24 protein-coding genes are annotated in these 24,007 nt (G+C 61.5%); 14 read left to right on the top strand and 10 right to left on the bottom strand.

From position 1 onward, the window contains the following. Window positions 1-232 precede the first annotated feature (232 nt). Together AC1DE4_RS26450 and AC1DE4_RS26445 are read right to left on the bottom strand one after the other, a co-directional pair. Window positions 233-910: a ribonuclease HII gene (locus tag AC1DE4_RS26450; RefSeq protein WP_062370555.1), complete on the bottom strand. Its 678-nt coding sequence runs from the start codon at window positions 908-910 to the stop codon at window positions 233-235. A gap of 110 nt (window positions 911-1,020) precedes the next feature. Then, the gene (locus AC1DE4_RS26445; RefSeq protein ID WP_025661926.1) at window positions 1,021-2,178 is read right to left on the bottom strand and encodes a PA0069 family radical SAM protein; all 1,158 of its coding nucleotides are present in this window, start codon (window positions 2,176-2,178) and stop codon (window positions 1,021-1,023) included. A gap of 137 nt (window positions 2,179-2,315) precedes the next feature. Here AC1DE4_RS26445 and AC1DE4_RS26440 point away from each other — a divergent pair, with 137 nt between their 5' ends. Both AC1DE4_RS26440 and AC1DE4_RS26435 read left to right on the top strand, forming a co-directional pair. Beyond that, complete coding sequence (locus AC1DE4_RS26440; RefSeq protein ID WP_025661925.1) at window positions 2,316-2,834, top strand: glycosyltransferase family 2 protein; 519 nt, start codon at window positions 2,316-2,318, stop codon at window positions 2,832-2,834. 191 nt (window positions 2,835-3,025) lie between these two features. Then, window positions 3,026-3,343 (top strand): hypothetical protein, encoded by a 318-nt coding sequence (locus AC1DE4_RS26435; protein ID WP_025661924.1) that lies wholly within the window; start codon window positions 3,026-3,028, stop codon window positions 3,341-3,343. A 32-nt stretch (window positions 3,344-3,375) separates the two neighbouring features. Here the strand turns inward: AC1DE4_RS26435 and moaB are convergent, their stop codons facing one another. The 4 genes from moaB to AC1DE4_RS26415 all read right to left on the bottom strand — a co-directional run bounded on the left by moaB (window position 3,376) and on the right by AC1DE4_RS26415 (window position 7,799). Beyond that, window positions 3,376-3,927 (bottom strand): molybdenum cofactor biosynthesis protein B, encoded by a 552-nt coding sequence (gene moaB, locus AC1DE4_RS26430; RefSeq protein ID WP_025661923.1) that lies wholly within the window; start codon window positions 3,925-3,927, stop codon window positions 3,376-3,378. Beyond that, window positions 3,911-4,819 carry a 4-(cytidine 5'-diphospho)-2-C-methyl-D-erythritol kinase gene (locus AC1DE4_RS26425; protein ID WP_025661922.1) on the bottom strand — a complete coding sequence of 303 codons (909 nt, stop codon included), beginning with the start codon at window positions 4,817-4,819 and terminating at the stop codon, window positions 3,911-3,913. Before AC1DE4_RS26425 ends, moaB begins: the two co-directional genes overlap by 17 nt. A gap of 6 nt (window positions 4,820-4,825) precedes the next feature. After that, window positions 4,826-6,655, bottom strand: coding sequence for a tetratricopeptide repeat protein (locus AC1DE4_RS26420; RefSeq protein WP_025661921.1), 1,830 nt, complete (start codon window positions 6,653-6,655; stop codon window positions 4,826-4,828). Window positions 6,656-6,782: 127 nt separating this feature from the next. Further along, a complete protein-coding gene (locus AC1DE4_RS26415; protein WP_025661920.1) occupies window positions 6,783-7,799 on the bottom strand; it encodes a polyprenyl synthetase family protein in 1,017 nt (338 codons plus the stop codon). Window positions 7,800-7,907: 108 nt separating this feature from the next. Between AC1DE4_RS26415 and AC1DE4_RS26410 the strand changes: the two genes are divergently transcribed. Next, window positions 7,908-8,135 (top strand): putative signal transducing protein, encoded by a 228-nt coding sequence (locus tag AC1DE4_RS26410; RefSeq protein WP_018859327.1) that lies wholly within the window; start codon window positions 7,908-7,910, stop codon window positions 8,133-8,135. Window positions 8,136-8,142: 7 nt separating this feature from the next. Beyond that, window positions 8,143-8,919: a tRNA1(Val) (adenine(37)-N6)-methyltransferase gene (locus tag AC1DE4_RS26405; protein WP_025661919.1), complete on the top strand. Its 777-nt coding sequence runs from the start codon at window positions 8,143-8,145 to the stop codon at window positions 8,917-8,919. On the opposite strand, the gene AC1DE4_RS26400 is transcribed toward AC1DE4_RS26405, so the two are convergent. Continuing rightward, complete coding sequence (locus AC1DE4_RS26400) at window positions 8,916-10,256, bottom strand: Nramp family divalent metal transporter (RefSeq protein WP_018859329.1); 1,341 nt, start codon at window positions 10,254-10,256, stop codon at window positions 8,916-8,918. The two genes, AC1DE4_RS26405 and AC1DE4_RS26400, sit on opposite strands and share 4 nt — an antisense overlap. Window positions 10,257-10,426: 170 nt before the next feature. Between AC1DE4_RS26400 and AC1DE4_RS26395 the strand changes: the two genes are divergently transcribed. The 8 genes from AC1DE4_RS26395 to AC1DE4_RS26360 all read left to right on the top strand — a co-directional run bounded on the left by AC1DE4_RS26395 (window position 10,427) and on the right by AC1DE4_RS26360 (window position 18,750). Further along, on the top strand, window positions 10,427-11,287 hold the full coding sequence (locus AC1DE4_RS26395) for a S49 family peptidase (RefSeq protein ID WP_025661917.1): 861 nt from the start codon (window positions 10,427-10,429) through the stop codon (window positions 11,285-11,287). 19 nt (window positions 11,288-11,306) lie between these two features. Next, window positions 11,307-11,501: a hypothetical protein gene (locus AC1DE4_RS26390; RefSeq protein WP_477883777.1), complete on the top strand. Its 195-nt coding sequence runs from the start codon at window positions 11,307-11,309 to the stop codon at window positions 11,499-11,501. 78 nt (window positions 11,502-11,579) lie between these two features. Further along, window positions 11,580-12,539 carry a glycine--tRNA ligase subunit alpha gene (locus tag AC1DE4_RS26385; protein WP_062370549.1) on the top strand — a complete coding sequence of 320 codons (960 nt, stop codon included), beginning with the start codon at window positions 11,580-11,582 and terminating at the stop codon, window positions 12,537-12,539. A gap of 336 nt (window positions 12,540-12,875) precedes the next feature. Then, entirely contained in the window at window positions 12,876-13,427 is a 552-nt protein-coding gene (locus AC1DE4_RS26380) for a LemA family protein (protein WP_025661915.1), read from the top strand. A 92-nt stretch (window positions 13,428-13,519) separates the two neighbouring features. Then, on the top strand, window positions 13,520-14,779 hold the full coding sequence (gene aroA, locus AC1DE4_RS26375) for a 3-phosphoshikimate 1-carboxyvinyltransferase (RefSeq protein ID WP_477883775.1): 1,260 nt from the start codon (window positions 13,520-13,522) through the stop codon (window positions 14,777-14,779). Window positions 14,780-14,820: 41 nt separating this feature from the next. Next, window positions 14,821-16,761 carry a DUF2207 domain-containing protein gene (locus AC1DE4_RS26370; RefSeq protein WP_477883782.1) on the top strand — a complete coding sequence of 647 codons (1,941 nt, stop codon included), beginning with the start codon at window positions 14,821-14,823 and terminating at the stop codon, window positions 16,759-16,761. 149 nt (window positions 16,762-16,910) lie between these two features. Then, window positions 16,911-18,182 (top strand): phosphoribosylamine--glycine ligase, encoded by a 1,272-nt coding sequence (gene purD, locus AC1DE4_RS26365; protein ID WP_477883773.1) that lies wholly within the window; start codon window positions 16,911-16,913, stop codon window positions 18,180-18,182. Between the two features lie 103 nt (window positions 18,183-18,285). Continuing rightward, on the top strand, window positions 18,286-18,750 hold the full coding sequence (locus AC1DE4_RS26360) for a plant virulence effector HPE1-like domain-containing protein (protein WP_025661911.1): 465 nt from the start codon (window positions 18,286-18,288) through the stop codon (window positions 18,748-18,750). A 101-nt stretch (window positions 18,751-18,851) separates the two neighbouring features. Here the strand turns inward: AC1DE4_RS26360 and AC1DE4_RS26355 are convergent, their stop codons facing one another. Together AC1DE4_RS26355 and AC1DE4_RS26350 are read right to left on the bottom strand one after the other, a co-directional pair. Then, window positions 18,852-19,076: a hypothetical protein gene (locus tag AC1DE4_RS26355; RefSeq protein ID WP_025661910.1), complete on the bottom strand. Its 225-nt coding sequence runs from the start codon at window positions 19,074-19,076 to the stop codon at window positions 18,852-18,854. 101 nt (window positions 19,077-19,177) lie between these two features. Beyond that, a complete protein-coding gene (locus tag AC1DE4_RS26350) occupies window positions 19,178-20,713 on the bottom strand; it encodes a winged helix-turn-helix domain-containing tetratricopeptide repeat protein (protein ID WP_477883771.1) in 1,536 nt (511 codons plus the stop codon). A gap of 292 nt (window positions 20,714-21,005) precedes the next feature. Here AC1DE4_RS26350 and AC1DE4_RS26345 point away from each other — a divergent pair, with 292 nt between their 5' ends. Beyond that, window positions 21,006-22,823 (top strand): methyl-accepting chemotaxis protein, encoded by a 1,818-nt coding sequence (locus AC1DE4_RS26345; RefSeq protein WP_477883769.1) that lies wholly within the window; start codon window positions 21,006-21,008, stop codon window positions 22,821-22,823. A 55-nt stretch (window positions 22,824-22,878) separates the two neighbouring features. On the opposite strand, the gene AC1DE4_RS26340 is transcribed toward AC1DE4_RS26345, so the two are convergent. After that, the gene (locus tag AC1DE4_RS26340) at window positions 22,879-23,391 is read right to left on the bottom strand and encodes a 2-thiouracil desulfurase family protein (protein ID WP_025661907.1); all 513 of its coding nucleotides are present in this window, start codon (window positions 23,389-23,391) and stop codon (window positions 22,879-22,881) included. A 96-nt stretch (window positions 23,392-23,487) separates the two neighbouring features. Between AC1DE4_RS26340 and AC1DE4_RS26335 the strand changes: the two genes are divergently transcribed. Next, on the top strand, window positions 23,488-23,928 hold the full coding sequence (locus tag AC1DE4_RS26335) for a YqaA family protein (protein ID WP_018116650.1): 441 nt from the start codon (window positions 23,488-23,490) through the stop codon (window positions 23,926-23,928). Window positions 23,929-24,007: the final 79 nt, after the last annotated feature.

Genomic DNA, 24,007 nt, shown 5'->3' with positions numbered 1-24,007 from the left:
GCCCAGCAAGTGGCAGCAAATGCCGGTCGCTGGTGGCGCAACAGCGGCAAGCTCCTTAACGCCACCCTCACCATTAGATGGGCTGACCAACTTGGAATGCCCAGGCTCGTCTAACCTCAATCTCTCGAACCGCCCGGTGCGGACCCGCATGCCGGGTGGTGTGGCAGGGGTGCGATCACATCGATCGTCCCCTATGCCGATTTGGAGCTGTATTGGTAAGTCGCGGACGGGATCAATCGCTGTCGAGTTCGATACCCTGCACCTTCTTCAGCGGGCTGAAGGTCATCCTGTGCAGCGAGCAGGGACCGTGCTTTTCGATACCGGCCCGATGTTGCGCGGTGCCATAGCCGGCATGCGCGGCAAAGCCGTAAGCCGGAAAGGTGCTGTCGGCGCGCGCCATCATCCGGTCGCGCGTCACCTTGGCGACGATCGATGCGGCGGCGATCGAGACGGAGCGCGCATCACCCTTCACGACTGCCTGGCCGGGGCAGGCGAGCCCAGGCGGAACGTCAAGCCCATCGGTCAGGACAAAGCTAGCTGGTATCGACAGGCCGCAGATGGCGCGGCGCATGGCATCCAGACTGGCCTTGCGGATATCGGTCTCGTCGATGCGCGTCGAACTTGAAGAGGCGATCGAGACGGTCGCGGTTGCGAGAATCTGAACGAAAAGCTCTTCGCGCCTCAGGGCCGAGAGCTGCTTCGAATCGTTCAGGCCTTCAGGAATGCGTTTCGGATCGAGAATGACGGCTGCCGCCACGACGGGACCGGCCAGCGGCCCCCGTCCGGCCTCATCGGCACCTGCAACCGGCCAGTGACCGGCCTTGCGCGCGTTCAGCTCCAGCCGGAAATCCGGCACGAGGGGGACATCTTCGAAAAGCATGGGAGAATCGGGTGACGTGCGACGGCTCATGAAGCTGACCCTCGCACGCCAACCCGATTTCCTGCAAGTCCCCGGATCAGGGCGGCGGGCCAGGGACTCGAGCGCGGAAGGGCAGGGCGACCATCCGCGAAGCTGAAATGTCAGAGCAGCGAGAGCTGGACGCCGCTGCCATCGGGCGGAACGAACAGGTCGTCCCGCAGCGGTATGCTGCGCCGGGTCATGCCTAGCCGTTTCGTCGCCATTTCGAAACGGCGCGCAATCTGCCAGGCATAGGGTCCGGCGCCCTTCATCCGCTTGCCGAACTCAGCATCGTAATCCTTTCCGCCGCGCATCGAGCGGACCAGCGACATGACGTGACGATAGCGGTCGGGATAGTTCTGCAGCAGCCAGTCGCGAAACAGTGGCGACACCTCGAGCGGGAGACGCAGGATGACATAACCCGCCTCGGTGGCACCCGCCGCGTGCGCCGCATCCAGAATTCGCTCAAGCTCATGGTCGTTGAGCGCCGGAATCATCGGGGCAGCCAGGACCGATGTCTGGATGCCTGCCTCGGAGAGCGCGCGGATGGCCTCCAGCCGGCGCGTCGGCGTCGAGGCGCGGGGCTCCATGGTCCGCGCCAGCTTTCGGTCGAGCGTCGTCACCGACAGTGAAACGCGGACAAGGTTTCTTTCCGCCATCGCCGAGAGAATGTCGAGGTCGCGCAGGATCATTACCGACTTGGTTACGATCGAAACCGGATGGTTCGCCTTTTCCAGCACCTCAAGGATCTGCCGCATGATGCGCCATTCCTTTTCGATCGGCTGGTAGGGATCGGTGTTGGTGCCGATCGCGATCACCCGCGGCTTGTAACCGGGCTTCGCCAATTCTCGCTCCAGGAGTTTCGCCGCATCCGGCTTGGCAAACAGCTTGGCTTCGAAGTCCAGACCGGCCGAAAGGCCCATATAGGCATGCGTCGGCCGCGCGAAGCAGTAAATGCAGCCATGCTCGCAGCCGCGATAGGGATTGATCGAGCGGTCGAAGGGAATGTCCGGCGACTCGTTGCGGGTGATGACCGTTCGCGGCTTCTCGATCTGCACGTCGGTCTTGAACGGCGGCAGATCCTCAAGGTTCTGCCAGGCATCGTCGAACGCTTCCCGACGCAGAGGCTCAAAACGCCCGCTCGGATTAAGCCCGGCCGCACGCCCACGGCGGCGGTCGACATCGATCCGCAGGCCGGCAGATACGATCATCGTATCGGCAATATCTGCCGTATGGGCAGGCGCGAATGCGGCCTGCCCTGCAAGGGACTGCTCATTCATCGGATTCTCCGCTGGCGGAAGCTTTGCTTCCATCCGTTCTGATGATTAAATTCCTATCGGCAAAAAGAGAACAATGCAAGAACAAAATGAGGAAAGTGTCGCTGGCAAATTTTTGTGCGGCGCTCTATGAATAGGCAATGTTGACAGTTGTACTGGAATGCCAGGATCAGGAACCGGAACTGGCGCAGACATTATCGGTGTTGGTTGCAGGCGCAGTGGAGGGGCTCGTCAGCGACGTCGTGGTGCTGGACCACGACTCGCGGGATGGAACGTCGAGGGTGGCCGACGCCGCCGGCTGCCGCTTCCATTCACAATGGGATATCAAGGACATAGTGCATTCGGCGCGAGGCGAGTGGCTCCTTTTCGTGGAACCGGGGGCGCGACCGCAGACCGGCTGGATCGACGAGATTGCTGAGTATATGACCCTGAACAAGCTACCGGCGCGGTTCACCGCGTCGCGCGGATACCGACGGCCGTTCCTGCAGCGTATCGGGCGTGCTTCGTCGCCGCTGGAGCTAGGGCTTCTCCTTCCGAAGGCGCAGGCGATCGCTGCCGCAAGAAGCGGAATGCGTCTCGCGGAATTCGCGAAGGGGCAAAAGCTGCGCAAGCTCAGCAGCGAGCTGATTCCATCCTGGGTCGCGCGCGCGGCGCGATAGTAGGTAGGGCGCTGCTCCGCGTGCTACCCATGCAGATAATTGGCGCCCGATACAATTTTGCGCTATAATTTCATCATGGCGCCGCCCGAGCGCCTCGCTTCGTGACGGTCGACCATGGAATGCCGGCAGACGGCAGAACAGGTCAGCGGAAGTCTCCTCTTCTGCCGGTTTCCGGCAAAAGGAGGTGCGTCATGAAACGCAATATGATCCGCGGCCTGATAGCGGCCGTCATATTGACGACATCGATGATCGCGCATCCGCATTCGGCAGCATCGCAGATGATGCGCAGTTGCGCAGGCCGATCCGAGGTCGTCAATTTCCTCGACAAGAATTTTGCCGAGAGACTGACGGCGGTCGGGCTGATCAACCAGAACGCCATGCTTGAGGTCTACGCCGCGCAGAGCGGCACGTGGACGCTGCTCGTCACGGATGTTCACGGCGTAAGCTGCATCCTGCTGTCGGGTGATAGCTGGGATACGATGCCTGCTCTGCCGGGCATAGGGGCATAGAGCGGCAGACGGTCGCCTGCCGAAGCAGTCCGTTACTTGCCGGCGCCGCGCTTCAGATGCTCATCGAGGCGCGGCATGATCTCCACGAAATTGCAGGGCATGTGGCGGTAGTCGAACTGGGATTTCAATATGCCGTCCCAGGCGTCCTTGCAGGCGCCAGGTGAGCCCGGCAGCGCGAAGATGAAGGTCGCGTTGGCAACGCCCGCCGTGGCGCGGGACTGGATCGTCGAGGTGCCGATCTTGTCGTAGGAGATACGGTGGAACACTTCCGAAAAGCCATCCATCCTCTTCTCGAAGAGCGGCTCCAGAGCTTCCGGGGTGACGTCGCGGCCGGTAAAGCCGGTTCCCCCCGTGGTGATGACGACGTCGATATCGTCGCGTTCGGTCCACGCCTTCACGCGGGAAGCGATCGCCTGCCGATCATCGGGGACGATCGCGCGGTCGACCAGCCGGTGCCCCGCCTCCTTGATCCTGGCGGCCAGCGTATCGCCGGAGCGGTCATCGGCAAGCGTGCGTGTATCCGAGACCGTCAGCACGGCAATGCCGACAGGAATGAAGGGACGCGTTTCATCCAAACCCGGCATCATGACCTCCCGCAGTCGTTTCCGTGGCTTCGAAATACCAGTCCGGCCGTTCGCTGTGAAGCGCGGCGGCGGCGTCTTCCGCCGCCGCAAGCGTAGGGAATATACCGTAGCAGGTCGCACCGGAACCAGACATGCGAACGAAAGATGCGCCCTGCTTCTTGAGCATCGTCGAGATCTCGGCAATTTCGGGGAGCAGGCCGCGAGCGACCGGCTCAAGGTCATTGCGCGTAGCGCGTATCGCCTCGACCCAGTTGAAACGCGGCGTCATGTCGAGCGGCGGATTGGCCTTGTTCGTCAGCCTTCGGAAAACCTCGGGCGTTGATACGCCTTTCAACGGGTTTGCCAGCACCATGGCAAAGGCCGGCATGTCGTCGACAGGCACGATTTGATCGCCAATGCCCCTGGCGATCAGCGGTCTGCTCGCCAGGCACATAGGCACGTCGGCGCCAAGTCGAATGGCGATTGCCTCGATGGTCGCGTTCAGAAGCGAGACATTCCAGAGCCGCATCAGACCGCGAAGCGTAGCCGCCGCGTCGGCCGAGCCGCCGCCGATACCGGAGGCAATCGGCAGGTTCTTTTGGAGATGGATGCGGACGGCGGGAGCGGAGCCGCCCTCGCGAGCGATCGCCTCGCGCATAAAGTCCCGAGCCTTCAGGACGAGGTTGTCGTCGCGGCTGTCGTCAAGCGCCTCGGCAAAACGCCCGGAGATCACGAATTCATCTTTATCCGCCAGCGCAAAGCCCAGCCGGTCACCATGTTTGGTGAAGGTCACGAGCGTGTCGAGCCGATGGTAGCCATCGGATCTCTGGCCCGTCACATGCAGGGCCAGATTGATTTTTGCCGGAGCGTCCTCGATGACAGTCACGTCATCGCCCATACTCGCCTCTGGCATCGCCGATCAGGACTTCTTATCGGTAGGCTTCGGTTGGATCGGCGCCGGGTCAGGCTGTTTCTTGTCCGCAGCCTTGGAGTTGTCTGTATCCTGCGGCAGGCCGTTGGCGATCTTGTCCTTGATCTTCGGGATCTCGGATGCCTCAGGGTCGGAGCCGAGCGCGCGGTTCCACTGGTAGACGGCTTCGAGCTTGCGTCCGACGCGCCAATAGGCATCGCCCAGATGGTCGTTGATCGTCGCGTCGCCGGCCTTGATCTGCGCAGCCTTCTCCAACTCCTCCACCGCCTCGGCGAAGCGGTTCAGCCGGAAATAGGCCCAGCCGAGAGAGTCGATGATGTAGCCATCGTCGGGACGCAGGTCGACCGCCTTCTTGATCATCGCCAGCCCCTCGTCGAGGTTCCGGTTCATGTCGATCCACGAGTAGCCAAGGTAGTTTAGAACCTGCGGCTGATCCGGGTTGAGCTCCAGCGCCTTGCGGAAATTCGGCTCGGCCTGGTCCCATTTCTTCAGGCGCTCATAGGCAATGCCACGCTGGAAGAAGACAGTCCACGCGCCCTTGCCCGGCAGTGGGCCGATAACTTCGACAGCCTTGTCGTAGTTTTCGGCCATCGCGGCGTAATCCTTCACGTCCGACAGCACGCTGCCATAGGCGAGGTAGCTGCGAACGTCGTTCGGATCGGAGGCAATCAGGTTCTGAAGGTGCTTGCGTGCCTCTTCCACCTTACCGCCCTGTGCAAGCGCAAGGCCGAGCTGAAGCTCGGAGATGCGGCGCATCGGCGAGTTTTCGGGTACCTGCTGATAGAGCGCGATGGCGCGGTCCATCTGCTCCTGTTTCTCGGCAATGCCACCGAGCATGACGAGCGTATCGGCGCTATCGGGATCCAGCGTCTTGGCGGTCTGCAGGTAGAGCGAAACAATATCCTCGGCGCCGTCGCGGTTCAGCGCGCCACCGATGGAGAAGAGCACGCCGGCAGCACCCTGCTTGGCCGTCTGGATCTGCTGCTCCTGCTTCTCGCCCTTTTCGATGCTCTGGCGCAGCGCTTTGAGCGGCGCGTAGTTGGGCAGCAGGTTGTCGCCGACGGAAATTGCGTCGAGCGCCTTCTGCTTGTTGCCCTGTGAGGCTTCGAGCCGGGCAAGAGCGATGACGGCGCGCATGAAGGTATCAGGAGCGGTCGCGCCGCCGTCCTTGTCGAGCACGGCGTCGTTGAGGTTCTGGCGAGCGGCCCTGATGTCGCCGTTCACGATCGCGATCGCGCCGGCATTGTATGACTTGAAGATGCCGACCCAATCCGGTCCCTTCATCTTCTGGATCGTGGTGAGGGCTTCCTTGCCACGGCCGGCGCCGACGCGGGCCCAAGCGGCGAGCAGATCGTTCATCATCCGGTCGAGATCGTTCGGTCCGGTATATTTCAGAAGGGATTCAGCCGTCTTATATTCGCCACGGCGAATGGCATCCATGCTGCGCACGATGGTCGTGATGCGCTCGACGGTCGGATCACCCTTCAGGTCGTTGGCGTATTTCACGCCGTCCTGGATGTCGCCGTTCAAAAGCAGCGAGATCATCAGGCGCTGGCGGATTTCCGGATTTCCCGGCTCGATCTGCAGCGCCTTCTTGTAGAGTTCGATCGCCGTCTCGTAATCGTGATCGACATCGGCGGTCCGGGCAGCCAAAAACGCACCGGAGAAGCTCGTGACGCTATCCGGATCGAAGATCACTGTCGCGGCATCGTCCTTCTTGGCCGTCTCTTCGGCATTCACGCCGCCGAGCGCTGCCAGCGATATGACCGCTGCCATGGCTGCGCTCGAAAGAAGACGGATGGCAAGTTTTTGCCGCATTAGAAAACCTCTCTTGTGGCAGCCGGCCTCGTCCGACTGCAAATCAGTTGAAATGACTGACTCACAACAGGATGGCTTTTTTGAAGCGGTCCTGCAATAAAATCAGCCCGCGATCAGTGACCGTCGATTAATTGACGCGCTCGATGCAAAAGTCGATGACTTCCATCAGGGCCGATTTCCATGCCGTGTCGGGAAGGGGCGCAAGCGCATCGCGTGCGATCGTGCCGTAGTGAACTGCCCGGGCGATGGTATCGTTCAGCGTGCCGTACTTGGTAATCAGGCCAAGTGCCTTTTCGAGATGCTGGTCGCTGCTTTCGCCGCCTTCAATGGCCTGACGCCAGAAGGCGCGTTCTTCCTCGGTGCCGCGGCGATAGGCCAGGATCACAGGCAGCGTGATCTTGCCCTCGCGGAAGTCGTCGCCGACATTCTTGCCGAGATCGGCTGCCTTTCCGCCGTAATCCAGCGCGTCGTCGACCAGCTGGAAGGCCAGCCCGAGGTTCATGCCGTAGGACTTCAGCGCGTTACGGCCGGATTTGCCGGCATCGGCGACGATCGGGCCGACTTCGGCAGCCGCGGCAAACAACGCCGCCGTCTTCGCGCGGATGACGGCGAGGTAGTCGTCCTCAGTAGTTTCCATGTTCTTGGCGACGGAGAGCTGCAGCACTTCGCCTTCCGCGATCACGCAGGCAGCCGAGGAGAGCACGTCGAGCGCTTCGAGCGAGCCGACCTCGACCATCATGCGGAACGCCTGGCCGAGCAGGAAGTCTCCGACGAGCACGCTGGCCTGGTTGCCCCAGATCATGCGAGCCGTGGACTTGCCGCGGCGAAGGTCGCTCTCGTCGACCACATCGTCATGCAGCAGCGTCGCGGTGTGCATGAACTCGACCGATGTCGCAAGCTTGATGTGGTTTTCGCCCTTGTAGCCGAACAGCGCAGCCGAGGCCAAAGTCAGCATCGGGCGCAGACGCTTGCCGCCGGACGAGATGAGATGGTTGGCCACCTCAGGAATCATCTGGACGTCGGAACCGGCCTTGGAGAGAATAAGCTGGTTGACCCGTTGCATGTCCGCCTTGGTCAAATCGACCAGCGGCTTGACGGATGCCAGTTTGTTTTTGCTTTCTTCAAGCGGTATGACCACGCCCAACGACCCGGACTCCTGTTAAATTATTGGGTTCGACAATAGAAAGGGGCGATTGGCGCGGCAAGGGGTGAATTGTCGCGTCGCGCAAATTTGAAAGGGATTTTCCCGCAAATGCATGAACTTATTCGCGCCAATGATCCCGTACTGCTCTCCTTTGCGGAAAGTCTGCTGAAGGATGCGGGGATTCACTGCTTCATCGCCGATCAGGGCATGAGCATTCTGGAAGGGTCACTCGGCATGCTGCCGCGCCGGCTTCTCGTCGATGATGACGAGGCGGATCGGGCGCGCCGCATTCTCGTGGATGCCGGGCTCGGCGACGAACTGCGGATGCCGAAGTGAGCTTTTGATGACGGAAGATGTTGCCGAGACCATAGATGCCTTTCACCGGGGGCTGTTCCATGTGGTGCAGCCGAAGGGCAGGGGGCATCGCTCCGGCATGGATGCAATGCTGCTCGCAGCGCTCGTTGCCGACGATCGTCCGATCAAGGTTGCCGATCTCGGTGCCGGCGCGGGTGCTGCAGGCTTGGCCGTCGCGTCACGGCTGCCGGCCGCGGAAGTCGTGCTCTTCGAGCGCTCGGGCGAGATGGCTGACTATGCGCGCCGCAGCATCCTCCTGCCTGACAATGCGCATATGGCCGGCCGCGTTTCAGTCGTCGAGGCGGATGTGACGCTAAGGGCGAAGGCGCGAAACGAAGCCGGTCTTGTAGATGAGAGCTTCCATCATGTCATCATGAACCCGCCGTTCAACGATGCAGGCGATCGCCGGACGCCCGATGCCTTGAAGGCGGAGGCGCATGCGATGACGGACGGACTGTTCGCAAGCTGGGTGCGGACGGCCGGGGCGATCATGATCCCCGGCGGACAATTGTCCTTGATTGCGAAGCCGGAATCGATCGCCGAAATCATCGATGCCTGCGGACGCCGTTTCGGCGGCATCGAGGTGACCGCAATCCATCCGCGCGAAGGCGAGAACGCCGTGCGCATCCTCGTCACGGCGATAAAAGGATCGCGCGCGCGGCTTTCGCTGCGCGCGCCACTCATCATGCACGAGGAGGGGACGCATAAATTCTCCCCCTTCGTGGACGATCTCAACAATGGCCGGGCGGCCTATGCCAGGCGCTAGCCGGTCACGAAGTCAAACAGCAGCTTGACGTTCAGGCCGGCAATCAGGACCGCGATCACATAGGCGATGGCGCTCAGCCAGCGCGGGGCGACCAGCGCACCCATCTTCGCCTTGCTGGCGGTAAACATCACCAGCGGGAAGACGGCGAAGGAGAGCTGGAGGCTGAGCACGACCTGCGTCAGGATCAGCAGTTCCGCCGTCCCTTGGTCGCCATACCAGATCGTGACGAAGGCGGCCGGAATGATGGCGATCGCGCGGGTGATGAGGCGGCGAACCCATGGCTGAAGCCGGATCTTCAAGAAGCCTTCCATGACGATCTGGCCGGCAAGGGTTGCCGTTACCGTCGAATTCAGGCCGCAGCAGAGCAAGGCGATGCCGAAGAGCGTTGGCGCGATTGCCAGGCCGAGCAGCGGCGAGAGCAGCGCAGATGCTTCGCCCAGTTCCACGACATCCGTCTTGCCGTTGGCATGGAAGGCGGCTGCTGCAAGGATCAGGATCGATGCGTTGATCAGCAGCGCAAAGCACAACGCTATGGTCGAGTCGATCGTGGCGTAGGTCAGCGCCTCGCGCTTCTCCGGCACCGAATGGCCGTAAGCGCGGGTCTGGACGATGCCGGAATGCAGATAGAGATTGTGCGGCATCACCGTGGCGCCGAGAATGCCGAGCGCGAGGTAGAGCATCTCGGGGTTGGAGACGATCTCGGTCGTCGGGAAGAAGCCCCGGATCACGGCGCCCCATTCCGGATCGGCAAGGAAGATTTGCACCCCGAAGCACACCGCAATGATACCGAGCAGAGCGATCACGAAGGCTTCCACCCAGCGGAAGCCGATCTTCTGCAGATAGAGAATGAGGAATACGTCGAGCGACGTGATAAGCACACCGAGCTCGAGTGGGATTCCGAAAAGCAGATTGAGGCCGATCGCCGTGCCGATCACTTCGGCAATGTCGGTGGCGATGATGGCGACTTCGGCAAAGGCCCAAAGCGGCACGGAAACATATTTCGGGAAGGCGTCGCGGCAGGCCTGGGCGAGGTCGCGACCGGAACCGATGGCAAGGCGCGCACAGAGCGACTGCAAAACGATCGCCATCAGGTTGGACAGCAGAGCAACGGTCAGCAGCGCATAGCCGAACTTCGATCCACCGGCGAGCGAGGTTGCCCAGTTGCCGGGGTCCATATAGCCGACGGCAACCATGTAGCCGGGTCCGAGGAACGCTGCGATCCGTCGCCAACGTGTGCCATGCTTGTGCGTCTGGACGGAACGGTAGACATCGGAAAGCGATGCCTCTTCGCGCTCGTGTCGCCAGCCGGTCTTTGCGTTCGGATTTACGATGTCCATGCAGTGTCCGCCTACTATCAATGCGGCCAGTATGTCTGATTAGAATGATAATGCAAGTCATTCGCAACAAGAATTCTGAAGTGGCAGATGTTTTCTGCGCCGGCCATTGCGTTTGTCGCGCCGTTGCATACATGGAAGACGTTCGCTGATCTTGTCGCAAAGGATGGAAAATGGCCGGATTTTTGAAGAGGTTGCTGCCGAAGCGGTTCCGCAAGGAAGGCGTGGTCATCCCCGTCGTTCGACTTCACGGTCCGATCATGAGCGGCGGAAGCCAGTTCCGGCCGACCCTCAATCTCGCCGCAACTGCACAAGTCCTCGAAAAGGCTTTCAGCTTCAAGGATGCGCCGGCGGTCGCCATCTCGCTTAATTCACCCGGCGGCTCCCCGGTCCAGTCGCGGCTCGTCTTCGCGCGCATTCGCGATCTTGCGCGTGAAAAGCAGAAGAAGGTTCTCGTCTTCGTCGAGGATGTTGCGGCATCCGGCGGTTACATGATCGCTCTTGCTGGCGACGAAATCATTGCCGACCCCACCTCCATCGTCGGCTCGATCGGTGTCGTCTCCGGCGGCTTCGGCTTTCCCGAACTCTTAAAGAAGATCGGCGTAGAGCGCCGCGTCTACACGGCCGGGGAAAACAAGGTAATCCTTGATCCGTTCCAGCCCGAGAAGGAAAAGGACATCGAATACCTGAAGACCCTGCAGCTGGAGATTCATCAGGTCTTCATCTCCATGGTTCGTGAACGCCGCGCCGGAAAGCTGAAGAGCGACGAAGTGGTCTTCTCCGGACTTTTCTGGACCGGCACGCGTGGTCTCGAACTCGGCCTCATCGACGGGCTCGGCGACATGCGGCAGGAGCTGAAGCGTCGCTATGGGGCGAAAACCAAGCTCGAGCTAGTGATGCCCGCGCGCGGCCTTTTCGGAAGGCGCATTCCGGGTATATCGTCAGCCAACTTGGAAGGCGCCGGAGCTGGCCTTGCGACTGGACTTGTCGAGGCCGCCGAGGAGAAGGCATTGTGGAGCCGCTACGGGCTCTGAGGGATAAAAGGCTGGCATTATGCCGCAACTGATAATCATCATCGTGCTGGTGGTCGGAGCCTGGCTTCTCTACCGCCGCTTCGTTGGCGATGCACAGCGGCTCGCCGAGCGATCCCGGCGTGCCGAGAAGGAGCGCCAGACGGGCGCCATCGGCACGCTGGTCAAGGATCCGGTCACCGGCGAATATCATCTGAAGAAGGACGAGGACGAGTAGGGCCGCAAAAGCCTTGACCCGTCTGGCGCGGCGTGGCACCTGTCCGCGCACTTTTTGTACGAATTCGGAAGCCGTTCCATGTCTGCAGCAATTCCCGACCACATGAACCCGAAGCGCTCGTTCCAGGCGCTGATCCTCACGCTCCATAATTATTGGGCGGACAAGGGTTGTGCGGTGCTGCAGCCTTACGACATGGAGGTCGGTGCCGGCACGTTCCACCCGGCAACGACGCTGCGCGCGCTCGGCCCCAAGCCGTGGAAGGCCGCCTATGTGCAGCCGTCGCGCCGCCCGTCGGACGGCCGCTACGGCGAGAACCCGAACCGTCTGCAGCACTATTATCAGTACCAGGTCATCCTGAAGCCGAATCCGTCGAACCTGCAGGAGCTCTATCTCGGCTCGCTGGCTGCGATCGGCCTCGATCCGCTGCTGCACGACATCCGTTTTGTCGAGGACGACTGGGAAAGCCCGACGCTCGGTGCCTGGGGTCTCGGCTGGGAATGCTGGTGCGATGGCATGGAAGTGTCGCAGTTTACTTATTTCCAGCAGGTCTGCGGTATCGAATGTTCGCCCGTCGCGGGCGAGTTGACCTATGGTCTCGAGCGTCTGGCGATGTATGTGCAGGGCGTCGACAACGTGTACGACCTGAACTTCAACGGCCGCGAAGGCGACGAGAAGATCAGCTACGGCGATGTCTTCCTACAGGCCGAACAGGAATATTCTCGCCACAATTTCGAATACGCCAATACGGAAATGCTGCATCGCCACTTCATCGATGCCGAAAAGGAATGCCAGGCGCTTCTCGCCGCCGGCGCTCCTGGCGACAGCGATAACCAGAAGCTGCACAAGTGCGTCTTCCCGGCTTACGATCAGTGCATCAAGGCGTCACACGTTTTCAATCTGCTGGATGCGCGCGGCGTCATCTCGGTTACCGAGCGTCAGAGCTACATCCTGCGTGTGCGGACGCTGGCGAAGGCCTGCGGTGAGGCCTTCCTGCAGACGGATGCGGGTGGGGTCAACTTGGCGAAAGCCGCCGCTTGAAGAGCGGCAGTCAGCGGCGCTCGTCGCTTCTGATCTCGACGCGGCGTTCCACCGGACGAGCCTTGCTTTGGAGGAAAAAGTACGTTGCGATGGCCAGTATGTTGAGCAGGAAAATAAACGCGCTCATGGTCTGAATGATCCTTGTCGCAGTTTGCGTATGCACGCTAGTTCAACGTGCAGAGTGAAAATAAGGCTTCGGCCGGTGCGACGGTATCGTGATTTTTCACTACCCCCGTCCAGTGATTGCCCCGAAAGAGGGCCGGAAAGCGGGATGACAATCTGCGGTAACCCGCATAGTCTCCGGGCATACTTTCGGTCGTTGCGGGGGATTCGCGAATGTATGTAATTCTTGGCCTTATTGTTCTGGTCGCGCTCTATGCCGTCTTTGTCTACAACGGCCTTGTTCGCGCGCGGCAGATGGCCGAGGAAGCCTGGTCCGGTATCGATGTGCAGCTGAAGCGCCGCGCCGACCTGATCCCGAACCTGATCGAGACGGTCAAGGGCTATGCCGCCCACGAGAAGACGACACTCGAAGAGGTCGTTGCCCTCCGCAATAAGGCGCAATCGGTTCCGACGGGCGACGTCGCCGGTCGCGCTCAGGCAGAAGGCCTGCTCGGCCAGGCGCTTGGACGTCTGCTGGCACTCGCCGAAGCCTATCCCGACCTGAAGGCAAACGAGAATTTCCGCGAGTTGCAGACCTCGCTGGAGACGATGGAAAGCGAAATCCAGATGGCCCGCCGTTATTACAATGGCGCCGCCCGTGATCTGAATGTCAGGGTCGAAAGCTTCCCCTCCAACCTTGTCGCTGGCCAGTTCGGGTTCCAGAAGCGGGACTATTTCGAGATAACCAACGAAGCGGATCGCGCCGTTCCGACCGTAAAGTTCTGATATCCGCCATTTGCCTTTGCGTAAAAACTGCTATGAGCAGGGCATGATCGTGGCCTGATGTGGCCCTCGCGCAAAGACGGAAAAGACAGGCAATGAGTAAAGACAAGCTCACCATCATCCCGCCGGACAAGCCGCTGACAGGTCGCGCCGTCCCGCCCGGCTCGAAATCGATCACCAACCGCGCGCTGCTCCTGGCAGGTCTCGCCAAGGGCACGAGCCGCCTGACCGGCGCTTTGAAGAGCGACGACACGCGCTATATGGCCGACGCTCTCCGCGCCGTGGGTGTCATCATCGAAGAGCCGGATGATACGAGCTTTGTCGTCACGGGCAGCGGCAAGCTGCTGCCGCCGCAGGTGCCGCTTTTCCTCGGCAACGCCGGAACGGCGACGCGCTTCCTCACGGCCGCTGCCGCCCTGGTGGATGGCACCGTCGTCGTCGACGGCGACCAGCACATGCGCAAGCGCCCGATCGGTCCGCTGGTCGATGCACTGCGTTCGCTCGGCATCGACGCGTCGACCGAAACCGGCTGCCCGCCGGTCACCGTCAAGGGCACTGGCCGTTTTGAGGCGAGCCGCATCCAGATCGATGGCGGCCTGTCGAGCCAATATGTCTCGGCGCTGCTCATGATGGCTGCTGGCGGCGACAGGGCGGTGACGATCGAACTGCTAGGCGAGGACATCGGCGCGCTCGGCTACATCGATCTGACCACAGCGGCGATGCGCGCCTTCGGCGCCAAGGTCGAGAAGACGAGCGCGGTGACCTGGCGCGTCGAGCCGACCGGCTACGCGGCAGCAGATTTCGTGGTCGAGCCCGACGCCTCTGCCGCGACCTACCTCTGGGCTGCGGAGGTGCTGACATCAGGCAAGATCGACCTCGGCGTTGCAAACGGCGCGTTCACGCAGCCGGACGCGAAGGCCTATGACCTGATCGCCCAGTTCCCGCATCTTCCCGCGGTTATCGACGGCTCGCAGATGCAGGATGCGGTTCCGACCCTTGCTGTGCTCGCCGCCTTCAATGAGACGCCGGTCCGCTTCGTCGGCATCGCCAATCTGCGCGTCAAGGAATGCGATCGCATCCGCGCCGTCTCGACCGGCCTGACGCAGATCCGCCCGGGTCTCGCTCACGAGGAAGGCGACGATCTGATTGTCCAGTCCGATCCCTCGCTCGCCGGACAACGTCTGCCTGCCAAGATCGATACCTTCGCCGACCACCGCATCGCCATGAGCTTTGCGCTCGCCGGTCTGAAGATCGCGGGCATAACGATCCTTGATCCGGACTGCGTCGGCAAGACCTTCCCGGCCTATTGGCGGACACTGGCCGGGCTTGGCGTGACTTATGCCGATGAGAGCTGACATTATCTGACGCGGCCAGGACGCCGCAGGCGAGGGGTATGATGATCCGACGGCTTTCCGGCCTTTGCTTCGTTCTGTTTCTGATGCTTGCGGCGCGTGGCGCCATCGCTGCGGAGGTGATCAACGCCTTCGCGTCAAACATTGCGCTGGAGAAGAGCGGCGCGATGACGGTGACGGAGACGATATCAGTTACCGCCGAAGGCAACCGCGTTCGGCGTGGCATCTTCCGCGATTTTCCGCTGACTTATCAGGATGAAAAGGGCCGCCTCCGCCGAGTCGATTTCGACGTCATCGCGGTCAAGCGCGATGGCCGCGACGAGCCCTGGCACACCGAATCCATCAGCGGCGGCATCCGCATCTATGCCGGCTCGGAAGACGTTACGGTGAGCTATGGCCGGCACGAGTATGTCTTCACCTACCGCACCAATCGCCAGATCCGCTACTTCGACGATCACGACGAACTCTACTGGAACGTAACCGGCAATGGTTGGATCTTCCCGATCCTGATGGCGACGGCGACGGTGAACCTTCCAGATGGCGTCAGCTCGATCGATACTGCTTTCTTCACCGGCCCGCAGGGCGCGACGGACAGGAATGCAAAGATTTCAGGCGGCGGAAGTCGACTGTTGTTTTCGACGACCCGGGCGCTGAACGCAGGCGAAGGGTTGACGATCGCAGTCAAGATGCCGAAGGGCTCGATCAATCCGCCGAGCGCTGACGATGAGCGGCGCTGGTGGCTCAGCGACAACCGCGACTACTTCCTCGGCTTTGGCGGTCTCATTCTGGTCTTCCTCTATTACACGCGCTCCTGGCTGAAGGTCGGCCGTGACCCGGCGCGTGGCGTGCTGGTGCCGCGCTGGGATCCGCCTGATGGAATCTCGCCGGCGCTGGTGAACTACATCGACAATCGCGGCTTCTCCGGGCAGGGCTGGACGGCGCTGTCGGCAACGGCCCTCAATCTCGCGGTGCGCGGCTTTGTCGTGCTGGAGGACCTCAAGAACGCGATCGTCATCCGCCGCACCGACAAGCCGGTCGGCAAGGATAAGCTGGAAGCAGGGGAAGCCAGCCTGCTTAACTCAGTCGGAGCCAAGGGCTCGCTGACGATCGATGAAGCCAACGGAACGAAGGTGAAATCAGTCGGCGACAGCTTCCGCACAGCTATCGAGCGCGAGCACCGCGGCAAGTACTACAACGCGAATGCCGGCTACACGACCGGCGGCATAGCGCTCAGCGCCGCTTCATTGGTGGCCCTCTTCGTCTTCGGAACGCTGGAACCCGATGCGATCGCCCTGATGATCATTCCGATTGGCGTCGTCGTCTTCATCTCGGTGTTCGTCGCTGGCTTCGCCAAGTCGTTCCGCCCCGGCAGATCGCTCGGCGCGAAGATCATGTCGGTGATCGCGATCGCTATTGCTGTCTTCATCGGCTTCAGCATCGTCTCGTCGCTGGTTTTGGCACTGTTCTCCTCGCTGGTCGAACTCCACGAGACGCCGATGTTGTTTGCGATCGGCGGCATCATTCTCCTGAACCTGCTCTACGTCTTCATCATGGGTGCGCCGACCCCGCTCGGGGCCAAGCTGATGGATGGCATCGACGGTCTGCGCCAGTACATGACGCTGGCCGAAAAGGACCGCATGAACATGGCGGGCGCCCCTGAGATGTCGCCCCAGCATTTCGAGAAACTGCTGCCCTATGCCGTGGCGCTCGGCGTCGAAAAGCCATGGTCGCGTGCCTTCGAGACATGGCTTGCGGTAGCCGCAGCGGGAGCGGCGGCTGCCTACGCTCCCTCATGGTATTCCGGCAATTTTGGCAGCGGCAATTTCTCCGATCGCATCGGTGGCTTCTCCTCGTCCATGGCCTCAACGATCGCCTCCACCATTCCGGCTCCGCCGTCCAGTTCGTCCTCCGGCTTTTCCGGCGGCGGCTCGTCGGGCGGCTTTTCCGGCGGCGGGGGTGGTGGTGGCGGTGGCGGCGGCTGGTAAGGCGTCCTCAAGCATTCCTGCTTGAGCCCCCCGGTCAAGCGCTCCGCTTGACGTGGCAAGCATTCCTGCTTGACCCCGGGCAAGCATTCCTGCTTGACCTTTCGACGCTCTCCCCTTAACCGCCAGACGGAAACGCGAAAGGGACGGGCATGAAGGTTCTGTTGATCGGATCGGGTGGACGCGAGCACGCATTGGCCTGGAAGCTGGCGCAATCGCCTCTCATGACGGAATTCTACGCCGCGCCCGGAAATCCCGGCATTGCCGACCACGCGACCCTGGTTGCCGTCAATGTCGACGATCATGATGCCATCCTTGCCTTCTGCAAGGACAAGGCGATCGACTTCGTCGTGGTTGGCCCGGAAGCGCCGCTCGTCGCCGGCATTGCTGACAAGCTGCGCGCCGCAGGCTTTGCAGTCTTCGGCCCATCGGCAGCGGCAGCCCAGCTCGAGGGTTCGAAGGGCTTCACCAAGGATATCTGCTCCCGCTACGACATTCCGACCGGCGCCTATCGGCGCTTCAACAACCCGCCGAAGGCGAAGGCCTATATTCGCCAGCAGGGCGCCCCGATCGTCGTCAAGGCGGATGGCCTTGCTGCCGGCAAGGGTGTGACTGTTGCCATGACCGTTGATGAGGCGCTTGCTGCCGTCGACGGTTGCTTCGAGGGTGCCTTCGGTGCCGCTGGCGCCGAGGTCGTTATCGAAGCCTATCTCGATGGCGAGGAAGCGAGCTTCTTCTGCCTCTGCGACGGCATGCATGTCCTGCCGCTCGCAACCGCCCAGGATCACAAGCGGGTGGGCGAGGGCGATACCGGCCCGAATACTGGCGGCATGGGCGCCTATTCCCCGGCGCCCGTGATGACCAAAGAGATGGTCGAGCGCACGATGAAGGAAATCATCGAGCCGACCATGCGCGGCATGGCCGAGAGCGGCTATCCCTTCTCCGGCGTCTTCTTTGCCGGTCTGATGATCACCGCCAAGGGCCCCGAGCTTATCGAGTACAATGTCCGCTTCGGCGATCCCGAGTGCCAGGTGCTGATGATGCGTCTGAAGAGCGATCTTCTGCCGCTTCTCCACGCCACCGCCACCGGGACGCTCGATCAGGTGTCCGCCGAATGGACGGATGATCCGGCCCTGACGGTCGTCATGGCATCGGAGGGCTATCCGGGCTCCTACGACAAGGACACGCCGATCCGCCATATCCCGGAAGCGGGCGAGGGCGCCAAGGTGTTTCATGCCGGCACAGCGCTCAAGGACGGAGCGCTGGTCGCAACGGGTGGCCGCGTGCTGAACGTCACCGCCACAGGGAAGACGGTTGGCGAGGCGCAGACGCGTGCCTATGCGCTCCTCGACAAGGTCGATTGGGACAATGGCTTCTGCCGCCGCGACATCGGTTGGCGCGCGATCGACCGCGAAAAAGCGTGAGCAAACCCGAAATCGGGTCAGTTCTCTAAATTTTTACCCTTTCCCCTGACGGGATGGAAACAAAGCCACGCTAGTCTCTTCTCAACGTGAGACGGAGTGTTCCATGCGTCAGGTCATCTTGGGTGCGATAGCTGTGTTTACGGCAGGGTCTGCCTGTGCCTCCTCGATCGAGGTCGTGGGCAAGGACGCGCGCACCAATGGCGGGAGCATCAGCCAGGAAAGCTGCCAAACCTGCCCGCCGCTTGAAAAGGTCGAGCGCAAGAAGGACTACACCGTGCCGACGCTGGCACCTGGCGCGCTGCAATCCTCGGAAGTTCGCGACGTCAACGGTGAGAAGAAGCTCTATCGCACCGAAGGCTGGATGGGCGGCTCGCCCGTCGTTTTTGTAACCAAGGCGCCAGCCGAACCAATGACAGCCGCCACGCAGCCGGCCGACAACATCGACCGCGCCTCGACGACGGCTGCAGTCGTCGGTGGCGACGTCAAGCCGGTCGCGGCAGGCGTGGCAGGCGTGCCGAAGGAACAAAAGGCGCCGCTCGACGTTTTCAACTTTGAACTTCGACCCTGATTTCCATTTCCCTGCCCCAGCCTGACCAAAGTTTCGGTCGTCCGGGGTCCACCCCGCGGTGGATAAAATGCGTCCCTGAGAGAAGCAGGGACGCATTTTTTCTAGTGAGCTTTGCCGAACGGGGAGTTGCCAAAGCTCGGCGCAAGCAGGCGCGCAAGTGCGTGCAATCCAGTCGAAACATCCAGCCAACGCAAATGGTGTTTGGTGCCCTGGGTATCAGCAACGGCAGCGGCAGCTTCAACAGCCGTCAGCTCGGGAACCGGCTCCGGCGGAGGGGAGTAGATGCGTCCCTGATCGAGGGAAAGGATGGTCAGCGTCGTAATCATGGCCGTCTCCCACTTGCGGTTTTGCTGTGGGAAGCAGTCTCTGCCGGTTGCGGCCTTCCGGTCCTGAAAGGCCCAAGGAAAAGTTCCGAAACGATCCGAAACTAGCGCTCAGGGACACCCGCCAACCTCAACCCGTCGAGGAGGGCAGCAATGCGATCCGGATATTTGCCGGGTTGGCCGGCACGGATGCGCTCGACGGTTATATCAGGCGTCAGTCGTCTCAACGCCGCTAGGTGGCGATGGGCTTCCTCCATGCGGCCGAGATGCGCACTTGCAGCAATGAGCACCCATAGCGTTGGCTCGAAATTCGGATTGCTGGCCAGCGCTCTCGAAGCCCAGGCCACCGCCTGCTCGTATTCTCCGAGGATCACGTGGGCATGCGCGATGCCGCAATGCGAGAAATGCGCGCCGCGGTCACCTGGGGTCAAGCGGTTGGCCCTGTGGAAGTGGCTGAGTGCGTCGTTGACGTTGCCGCAATGAAGATGCCCGATGCCGGCCCTGACAACGACCATCGGGTTGTTGGGATTGGATTCGGCGGCCGCCTGCAGAACTGCAGGACCCCAATCGTAGTCTTTCACCGTCTGCATCAGGGCAACGCCGCAATGAGCCATAACCATGGCGTCGCCGGCGCAGTGCTCCAGCGCCCGCCGCGCCAGTGCGCCGCAGGTTTGCACGTCGTCCTCGGTGAGCGACGGCCAACCCATCGTGTAGCGATGCTCGAGCGCCCATGCCGCATGGGCAAGCAACTGCGCATTGTCAGGCTCGACGGCCAGCCCTTGCATGAGAAGCGCATAGGCGGCAGCGTTATCGCTTTCGATTTCGGTCGAGATCTTGGCCAGCGCCTGCAGGTAGATGTCGTAGGTGGCTACGCTTCCGGGCCTTTCACGTCGTGACCGCTCGATCTCGGCCGTCTGGATCAGCGGTTCGATCAGCGTTGCGACGCGCTCGGTGATGCGATCCTGAAAGTCGAATATCTCGTCCAGCGTCCCGTCGAAGGTCTGCGCCCACATATGCGTGCCGCCTTGACCCTCGACGAGTTCGGCGACAATGCGCAAGCGGTTGCCCTGCTGCCGGATGCTGCCTTCAAGCACGTAGCTGACACCGAGTTCCGCCGCGATCTTGCGCACATCCATCCCGCTGCCCTTGTAGGCAAAGGAGCAGTCCCGGCCGACGACGGCAAAGCTTCGGAACCGGCTGAGGGCTGCAATAATGTCGTCGACGATCCCATCGGCAAAGTAGTCCTGGTTTGGATCGCCGCTAAGATTGCTGAAGGGGAGGACAGCTAGGGTCGGCTTCAACTCCGGGGCTGGAACAGCGGCTTTCGTTTCAATGTTCGCGCGGATGAAGCGGTAACCGACACGCGGCACCGTCGCAATCCATTCCTGCCCATCGGGTGTAAGACCGAGCACTTTGCGAAGCGCCGCCACCTGGACAGTCAGGTTGCTTTCCTCGACTGCGGTTCCGGGCCAAACGCGCTCCATCAGCGCATCCTTGGAAACAACATTGCCGCGGGCTTCAAGTAACACTTCAAGAAGAGCCGCGCCGCGTTGGCCAAGCGCGACTGCCTGCCCATTCCGCAGCAAGCCGCAGCCGGGATCGAGAACGAATTCACCGAAGGCATGCGAAGCCTCAGCCATGCAGCAAGTATAGCGCAACCGCCAGAGTCGGAAAACTGTACGGCGTGCCTTGCGACACCACTTCAACTTAAGGGCGCGCAGATGAATCAAACTTGCCGCACACTGCAAGAATGCACTGATTATATTTGATAATCCTTTGAGCGCCCGCACTTGGCAATTGTTAATTCATTCACTCTAACTCTAACAACCAAAGCCGGAAGACGCATGATTGTCGTCGCCACGCGTGGTCAACGCAGAGGTCGGGAGTTCACCGATCCGGGATTGCCGAACCCACCGATTTTGCGAGACATTCATGAAGAAACTTAACATCGCCCATCAACTCTTTGCCCTCGTGGGCGTCCTCATGGCGGCTTTCGCCATTGCCACCTATTTCCAGATCAGGACGACGTCGCAGGCGATCTACGACGACCGCTTCGATCTTTTACAGGCGCAGGTCCAATCCGGTATCTCCGTCCTCGATTCCTACTACCAGCGCGAAAAGTCCGGCGAGATGACGCATGAGGTCGCGCAGGCCGAAGCCTTCAAGGTGCTCTCCAAGGTCAAGTTCGAGCCGGCAGGCTATCTCTTCGGCTACGACTACGACGTCATCCAGCGCTTCCACCCAAAGCCTGACAACATCGGCAAGAACATGAGCGCGCAGGTGGACCAGAACGGCACCTATTTCAGCAAGGACATGGTCGCCAAGGGCCGGGCCGGCGGCGGTCGCACCATCTACTACTGGAGCAAGCCGGGCCAGCCCGACGACAAGCTGTTCGAGAAAGGCTCTTACTCGGCAGCCTTTGAGCCGTGGCAGTTGGTCGTGTCCAGCGGCGTCTACCTCGATGACCTGCAGGCACAGATCAATGATGCGATCTGGAAGGCTCTGATTGCCTGCGCGATCATCGCGGTTGCCGGTGTCGCTGCCGCCTTCTATTTCATCCGCGGCATCTCCAAACCGCTACAGGATGTTCATCAGGCGCTGGAAGCGGTTGCCGTCGAGAACGTAGCAGTCTCCATCCCGCATGCCGACATGAACAACGAAGTCGGCATGATGGCCAAGGCGACAAAGTCGCTGCAGCAGAAGGTCAAGGAGCGTCACGCCATGTCCGAGCGTGAGGCCGCGCAGCAGATGGCCCTCGACGGCGAGCGTGAGAACAGCCAGCGCCTGCAGCGCGAGGAAACGGTCGCCCAGAACCATGTTGTCTCGACCATCGGCCAGGCGCTGGAGCTGATCGCCCGAGGTGACCTGACGGTCCGTTGCGCCGATCTAGGTCAGAAGTACGCAGCTCTTCGCGACAACTTCAACGATGCGCTTGCGCATCTCGAAGCTGCCATGGCCAAGGTCAGCGCCAAGGGCGGCGACATTGCCGTCAGCAAGGAAGAGATCCGTCGCGCCTCAAACGATCTGTCGCAGCGCACAGAGCGTCAGGCCGCGAGCCTCGAAGAAACCTCCGCAGCGCTCGATGAACTGACTGTCGCCGTCCGCCAGACCGCCGAAGGCGCCCATGAAGCCAGCAAGCGTGTCGAGGCCGTCAGCGGCGAGGCGAGCCGTAGCGATGCCGTCGTCTCCGAAGCGATCGAAGCGATGAGCGGTATCGAGAAGTCGTCTGCCGAGATCGGCAAGATCATCGGCGTCATCGACGACATTGCCTTCCAGACGAACCTGCTGGCTCTGAACGCCGGCGTCGAAGCCGCCCGTGCCGGCGAATCCGGCAAGGGCTTCGCGGTCGTCGCTCAGGAAGTGCGCGAACTGGCACAGCGCTCGGCTGCGGCTGCCAAGGAGATCAAGGATCAGATCGCCCGTTCGTCCGGCCAGGTCGATCAGGGCGTCCGTCTGGTCGGCGAAGCCGGCGAGGCGCTGAAGCGTATCTCTGACCAGATCAAGGCCGCCAACGAGATCGTTGCGAAGATCGCCCACAGCGCCTCCGAGCAGGACACCACGCTGCGGTCGATCTCGTCCTCGATGAACCAGCTCGACGCTGCGACGCAGCAGAACGCCGCGATGGCCGAGGAAACCACTGCGTCGGCCGAGTCGCTGGCAAGCGACACCGACGAGCTTCTGAACCTCATCCGCGGTTTCCGCGTTGGTGACAGCCAGGATTACAGTGCGCAGGTTCGCCGGGCCGCCTGAGGTTCGGCCGCCAAGCAAGAAAACGGTCGTCGGGCGATCCGACGGCCGTTTTGCATTAAGGGGAGTCGGCCGTCGCGGCCTCGTCGGCAGTAAGCCTTGCGACAAGTTCCTCAATTTCGCGATCGGAGTAGACGGCAATGCCAGCCTGCTTCAGAAGCGCGGCCGTCACGCCATTTGCTGCGAGCTTCTGCCCGGAAAACGTGCCGTCATAGACAAAGCCCGAGCCGCAGGAGGGGCTGCCATCGATCAGCAGCGCATAACGGCAGCCTGTTTCGATCGCGAGCGCCAGTGCATTCTCGGCAGCCCGCTTGAACTCGCCCGTCACATCGCCGCCGCTGACCTCGACGACGCGCGCACGGCCGGAGAGGACATCCTCGCCCGTGGCTGCGCCTTCAATTTCGGCGGGTGGACGCGGCACCGGCATTCCGGCGGACATTTCGGGACAGATTGTCACCAGCCGGCCTTCCTCGATCCAGCGCGAGATCGCGGGATGGGCGAGCGGCTTCGACTGGCCGTCATAACGGACGGCATGGCCCATGAGACAGGCGCTGACGAGGATCTTGTTCATGACTTTGGCATAACGCCAAAGACGTGATAGTTCCAGTCCGCCGTAAGACTTGATGAAGGGATGCAGGGTGCAGCGAAGCATTGGCGCGGACAAGCCATGACCAATCTAGCGGTTTATGCCGCGCTGTTCCTGGCGGCTTTTGCGGCTGCCACGATATTCCCGATGCAGTCGGAAGCCGGCCTCGTCGCGCTCATCCTGGCGAAGCAGCATCCGGTCATTGCGCTGATCGCGGTGGCGACAATAGGCAACGTCCTCGGCTCGGCCGTCAACTGGCTGCTCGGCGTCGGCATTGAACGATTTCGCGACAAGCACTGGTTTCCCGTCCGCCAGCCTGCGCTCGACAAGGCGCAAAGCTGGTATCGGCGCTATGGCAAGTGGTCGCTGCTTCTGAGCTGGATGCCTGTTATCGGCGATCCCATCACCATCGTCGCCGGTGTGCTACGCGAACCGCTTCCGATGTTCCTGCTGCTTGTGACCATTGCCAAGGCCGCGCGTTATGCGGTTCTCTCGGCGGCTACAATCGGAGTTGCTGGCTGACGGAAATCAGAGATTTCCATCCTTGAATCAAAATCTGAGCAAGGAAGGAAATACGCAGCAAATGTCGGATGTTAAGGCG

The sequence above is a fragment of the Rhizobium sp. 10N414 genome (assembly GCF_056394785.1).
The sequence above is the reverse complement of the archived record's forward strand: the minus strand, read 5'-3'. Positions and strand labels throughout refer to the sequence as shown.

Bases quoted from the DNA above. Each gene is read 5' to 3' on its own strand.
- AC1DE4_RS26450 (WP_062370555.1), bottom strand. From the start codon at position 910: ATGAGCCGTCGCACGTCACCCGATTCTCCCATGCTTTTCGAAGATGTC.
- AC1DE4_RS26445 (WP_025661926.1), bottom strand. From the start codon at position 2,178: ATGAATGAGCAGTCCCTTGCAGGGCAGGCCGCATTCGCGCCTGCCCAT.
- AC1DE4_RS26440 (WP_025661925.1), top strand. From the start codon at position 2,316: ATGTTGACAGTTGTACTGGAATGCCAGGATCAGGAACCGGAACTGGCG.
- AC1DE4_RS26435 (WP_025661924.1), top strand. From the start codon at position 3,026: ATGAAACGCAATATGATCCGCGGCCTGATAGCGGCCGTCATATTGACG.
- moaB (WP_025661923.1), bottom strand. From the start codon at position 3,927: ATGCCGGGTTTGGATGAAACGCGTCCCTTCATTCCTGTCGGCATTGCC.
- AC1DE4_RS26425 (WP_025661922.1), bottom strand. From the start codon at position 4,819: ATGCCAGAGGCGAGTATGGGCGATGACGTGACTGTCATCGAGGACGCT.
- AC1DE4_RS26420 (WP_025661921.1), bottom strand. From the start codon at position 6,655: ATGCGGCAAAAACTTGCCATCCGTCTTCTTTCGAGCGCAGCCATGGCA.
- AC1DE4_RS26410 (WP_018859327.1), top strand. From the start codon at position 7,908: ATGCATGAACTTATTCGCGCCAATGATCCCGTACTGCTCTCCTTTGCG.
- AC1DE4_RS26405 (WP_025661919.1), top strand. From the start codon at position 8,143: ATGACGGAAGATGTTGCCGAGACCATAGATGCCTTTCACCGGGGGCTG.
- AC1DE4_RS26400 (WP_018859329.1), bottom strand. From the start codon at position 10,256: ATGGACATCGTAAATCCGAACGCAAAGACCGGCTGGCGACACGAGCGC.
- AC1DE4_RS26395 (WP_025661917.1), top strand. From the start codon at position 10,427: ATGGCCGGATTTTTGAAGAGGTTGCTGCCGAAGCGGTTCCGCAAGGAA.
- AC1DE4_RS26390 (WP_477883777.1), top strand. From the start codon at position 11,307: ATGCCGCAACTGATAATCATCATCGTGCTGGTGGTCGGAGCCTGGCTT.
- AC1DE4_RS26385 (WP_062370549.1), top strand. From the start codon at position 11,580: ATGTCTGCAGCAATTCCCGACCACATGAACCCGAAGCGCTCGTTCCAG.
- AC1DE4_RS26380 (WP_025661915.1), top strand. From the start codon at position 12,876: ATGTATGTAATTCTTGGCCTTATTGTTCTGGTCGCGCTCTATGCCGTC.
- aroA (WP_477883775.1), top strand. From the start codon at position 13,520: ATGAGTAAAGACAAGCTCACCATCATCCCGCCGGACAAGCCGCTGACA.
- AC1DE4_RS26370 (WP_477883782.1), top strand. From the start codon at position 14,821: ATGATCCGACGGCTTTCCGGCCTTTGCTTCGTTCTGTTTCTGATGCTT.
- purD (WP_477883773.1), top strand. From the start codon at position 16,911: ATGAAGGTTCTGTTGATCGGATCGGGTGGACGCGAGCACGCATTGGCC.
- AC1DE4_RS26360 (WP_025661911.1), top strand. From the start codon at position 18,286: ATGCGTCAGGTCATCTTGGGTGCGATAGCTGTGTTTACGGCAGGGTCT.
- AC1DE4_RS26355 (WP_025661910.1), bottom strand. From the start codon at position 19,076: ATGATTACGACGCTGACCATCCTTTCCCTCGATCAGGGACGCATCTAC.
- AC1DE4_RS26350 (WP_477883771.1), bottom strand. From the start codon at position 20,713: ATGGCTGAGGCTTCGCATGCCTTCGGTGAATTCGTTCTCGATCCCGGC.
- AC1DE4_RS26345 (WP_477883769.1), top strand. From the start codon at position 21,006: ATGAAGAAACTTAACATCGCCCATCAACTCTTTGCCCTCGTGGGCGTC.
- AC1DE4_RS26340 (WP_025661907.1), bottom strand. From the start codon at position 23,391: ATGAACAAGATCCTCGTCAGCGCCTGTCTCATGGGCCATGCCGTCCGT.
- AC1DE4_RS26335 (WP_018116650.1), top strand. From the start codon at position 23,488: ATGACCAATCTAGCGGTTTATGCCGCGCTGTTCCTGGCGGCTTTTGCG.